The sequence below is a fragment of the Proteiniphilum sp. UBA1028 genome (assembly GCF_002316955.1).
In the GTDB taxonomy this organism is placed as follows: Bacteria; Bacteroidota; Bacteroidia; order Bacteroidales; family Dysgonomonadaceae; genus Proteiniphilum.
On sequence record NZ_DCEN01000081.1, the window covers coordinates 5,188 to 9,150 of the forward strand.

The window sequence follows — 3,963 nt, forward strand, 5'->3', positions numbered from 1 at the left end:
GGGTTGAAGTACATTGGCGCGAAAATATCGCTGTTCCACTCCATCACAGCCCGTTCGTACTGTACAGGACGGGAGGTGTCCCGGCTTTTGATCCAGCGATAGGTCTCATAGAAATTGTATCCGTTACCCGCTTCGTTGCCCAGAGACCATGTAATAACGCTTGGGTGGTTCTTGTCGCGTTCCACCATGCCTATGGTGCGGCTCAGGTGATCTTCCAGAAAAAGCGGGTTATTTGCCAGCGTACCTCCCTTCCGGAGGTTATATCCCATCCCGTGGCTCTCAATATTGGCCTCGTCGATCACGTAGATCCCGTATTCGTCGGCCAGCCTGTAGAAGAGCTCCGGTTGCGGGTAGTGGCTTGTACGCACGGCATTGACGTTGTATTTGCGGAACAGTTCAAAATCTTTTCTCATCAGTTCTTCGGTGACGTAATGGCCGGTATGTTCATTATGTTCATGCAGGTTCACCCCTTTCAACAATACCGGCTGCCCGTTCACAAGGAACTGGCGGTTTTTAATTTCCGCTGTACGGAAACCTACTTTCAGTGCTGTCGCTTCAAGGGTGCTTCCCTTTTCGTCCATCAGCTCAACGGTTAGCGTATAAAGGTAAGGAGTTTCGGCGCTCCACTTTTTCACACCGAGGATCATCTCTTCAAAGCTAACGGATGCTTTTCCGGAACTCTTATCGGAGAGGGATCCGACAGACACTTTTTTACCGGACTCGTCCAACAGTGTGTAGTTGACAGTGAATGGGCGGGTGTTCCCTTCCGGAGAAGCTACGGTGATGTCGAGCGCAAACTGCCCGTTGGTGTAGCTAACATCGAGGCCCGAACGAACGAAGACATCTGCCAGGTGTAGTTTGGGACGGGCATAAAGGTAGACATCACGGTCAAAACCTGAGAGCCGCCAGAAGTCCTGACACTCAAGGTAGGAACCGCTGCTCCAGCGGTGAATTTGAACCGCAATCACGTTTTCTCCCGCTTTTGCATGTTCTGTCACGTTGAATCGTGCCGGTAGCTTGCCCTCCTTGTTCATGCCGACGAACTCCCCGTTGAGATAGTAGTAGGCTGCACCTTTGGTTGCATCGGCACAGAGGATTATCTCCTTTTCCTGCCAGTTGTCCGGAATAGTGAACAATTTCCGATAGGTACCAGTTGGATTGAATTCTTCCGGAACAAGCGGAGGATTCGGTTTATCCCAGTAGGGTGCATGTCCCGGAGATGTGAATTCGTAGGTGGCATTCACATAGATTGGAACACCAAAGCCTTGTACTTCCCAGTTTCCAGGTACCTGTATGTTGCTCCATTGGCTGTCGTCAAAGCCAGAATTCTGAAAGCCCTGTTTGGGACGTTCATTGAACCGGTCGGTATAATGGAATTTCCAGTTCCCGTTAAGTAACAACACATCGCTCCCTTTGGATATGTAACCGGCAGCAAGGGCTTCCTTTAGATCTGTGAATGAAGAGAAGGTTGACCGCGGCTCCTCCCGGTTGATGTGTAGAAGTTTCGGATTGGTAATTTCCGCATAGCGGTCGGTCTGCTCTTGAGCAAATAGCATGCCGGCGGCAAGATAAATGGAGAAGAGGATCAATAATTTTTTCATTGTAATTTGAGTGTTTTAGAAATTTATGAGTTGCCTGAAAAATGTTTTAATATGAGTTTTGAATACTTCGTTGACAAATATACAATATCTGTCTTATGGAAAAACAATCTTTTCAAACAAAATCGTTTAAATTTTCCGCAGTTTTGCTGCAAAGCCGCCTCCCGGTGCAAGATGCAGACTGATTGACTCTCCGGATTCAATTTTCCGTAGCTCCTTGCGGTAGTCGGCACCCTTGCGATGAGCATTGGCTCCGTCCCGGAAGAGAGTCATCTCATACTGTCCCGCCGGCAGGAAAGAGAAGTCGATTGTCATGTCGCGGCTCTCCCAGCCTGTGATGCCGCCAATGTACCAGTCGCTGCCACTGCGGCGGGCCAGCGTCACATGCTCACCCACCCTGCCGGTGAGGGGCACGGTCTCATCCCACACGGTGGGGATGGATGCTATAAATTCAAGCGACTCGGGCTCAAGCATATACTCGGTAGGACTGTCACACAGCATATTTATGGGTGAGTTGAACACTACGTAGAGAGCAAGCTGACGGCAACGTGTACCCTGGCTCATCGGTTCGGAGTTGACCGGCCGGTAGCTACCACGCGCAGCGTTTCGCATAGCTCCCTGAGTGTAGTCCATCGGCCCCGCAACCATGCGGATAAATGGGACGGTAACATCGTAGTTGACCATGTCGATGCTCTCGGGTGACCACTTCAGCTGCTCCAGGCCGTGCACCCCTTCAAAGTTAAGGACATTGGGCCAGGTGCGGCTCAGTCCGGTTGGCTTGTATATACCATGGAAATCGAGCAATAGTTTATGACGAGCTGCTGTCTCTGCTGCGCGATAGATGAATTCGACCAGTTCCTGGTCGTCACGGTCCATAAAATCTACCTTGAACCCTTTCACACCCATCGCGGCGTAGTGGCGACACACCTCTTCCATGTCGCGGTCGAAGGCGTGGTAGCCGGCCCAGAGGATGATTCCAACTCCACGATCACGGCCGTAGGCGACCAGCTCCGGTATATTAATCTCCGGTATCACCTGCATCAGATCGGCTTTCAGGTTGACGGCCCATCCCTCGTCGAGGATCACATACTCGATGCCATGTTCCGAGGCGAAGTCGATGTAGTACTTGTAGGTATCGTTATTGATGCCGGACTTGAAGTCGACATCGTGGATATTCCAGTCGTTCCACCACTCCCAGGCTACCTTTCCGGGCTTGATCCAGGAGGTATCGGCCAGCCGTGAGGGCGATGCCAGGCGATAGACCATATCGCTGGCTGCCAGCGATGCATCGTTATCGGTTACCAGACAGACGCGCCAGGGGAAACTGCGGCTTCCTTCTGTTTTCGCGATGTACTCTTCTCTTTCGGTGACACGCATCTGCAGCATGTTGTGCCCTCCCTGCTCCACGGCGGCGGGCACCCGCGCGAAAAGTCCCCTGAGGGTGTTGGGTGTTTGTTTATCGGGTGTGAGGTACATGCCGGGATAAGATTCCAGGTCGGCTTCAGTGATCAGGAGTCGCTTTCCTTCCGAGGCATCTGCCAGCAGCGGCAAAAAAATCAGCCGCTCGCGGTCGATTTGTGAGAGGGGCGTATGGACGTAAGTGTTTTCAAACGAGCTCTGCAGCTGGTCACCACCCAGTCCCCCCTTCACATAGGGTACCCAGGCAGTCCGGTCGCCCGTGAAACGGAAATTTGCCTCCTCCGCGGCGATGGTGAGCGTTCCCTTGCGGGAAGTGCGGAACCGATAGGCCAGTCCGTCGTCATACAGTCGGAAAGTGATTCCCCAGTCGCCGCGGAAGCTAATCGCCAGCTCATTGTATGTGTTGCGGACTTCTGAAGATATCCAGAAGGGTGAGGAGATGGTTTCGTCGGCGCTCTCCTGTTTGGCGTGCCGTACGCGGGCATCGGGACCGAGTTGCTCGCCGTCGGCGAGGGTAAGGGATACCGGCGAGGGTTGAATCAACTGCTCGCCTTCGTGCGACAGGCTCCAGGTAAGCTGTTCACCCACGGTTACCTCAGCGGTCAGTCTTCCGTCGGGTGAGGAGATGTTGAATTTTTTCTGTGCATCTATTGCTCCGCATACGATCAGGAGCACAAGGATCAGAGGAATTGTTCTTTTCATGTTCAGTTACTTTATGTTGTTGTTTTATAATACAAAGATATTAATTTTAGTAATGGAATACTACCGTGAGCACATGTATCGTGTCATAAAACAGAATGACTCCGAAGTAAAACACCTATTTTCTTTTCAGTAAACTTTCGGCGAGGATTTCAAATCAATTTTTTTGAATTTATATTTTAGTCGATCAGGCCTCATTCAATTGTTTTCTAAACAGTTCCGGCGCCGCGGGTACTACCACTTTACG

Annotated in this window: 2 protein-coding genes; both read right to left on the minus strand. The window is 51.5% G+C overall.

Annotated elements, in window-relative coordinates; translation table 11 throughout:
- Positions 1–1,601, minus strand: a 1,601-nt coding sequence (locus B3Z75_RS13240) for a glycoside hydrolase family 2 TIM barrel-domain containing protein (RefSeq protein ID WP_294072676.1), incomplete at its 3' end; no start/stop codon positions are given.
- 126 nt (positions 1,602–1,727) lie between these two features.
- Positions 1,728–3,719, minus strand: a complete 1,992-nt coding sequence (locus B3Z75_RS13245; RefSeq protein WP_294072679.1) for a glycoside hydrolase family 97 protein — start codon at positions 3,717–3,719, stop codon at positions 1,728–1,730.
- Between the last annotated feature and the right edge of the window lie 244 nt (positions 3,720–3,963).

Bases quoted from the DNA above. Each gene is read 5' to 3' on its own strand.
- B3Z75_RS13245 (WP_294072679.1), bottom strand. From the start codon at position 3,719: ATGAAAAGAACAATTCCTCTGATCCTTGTGCTCCTGATCGTATGCGGA.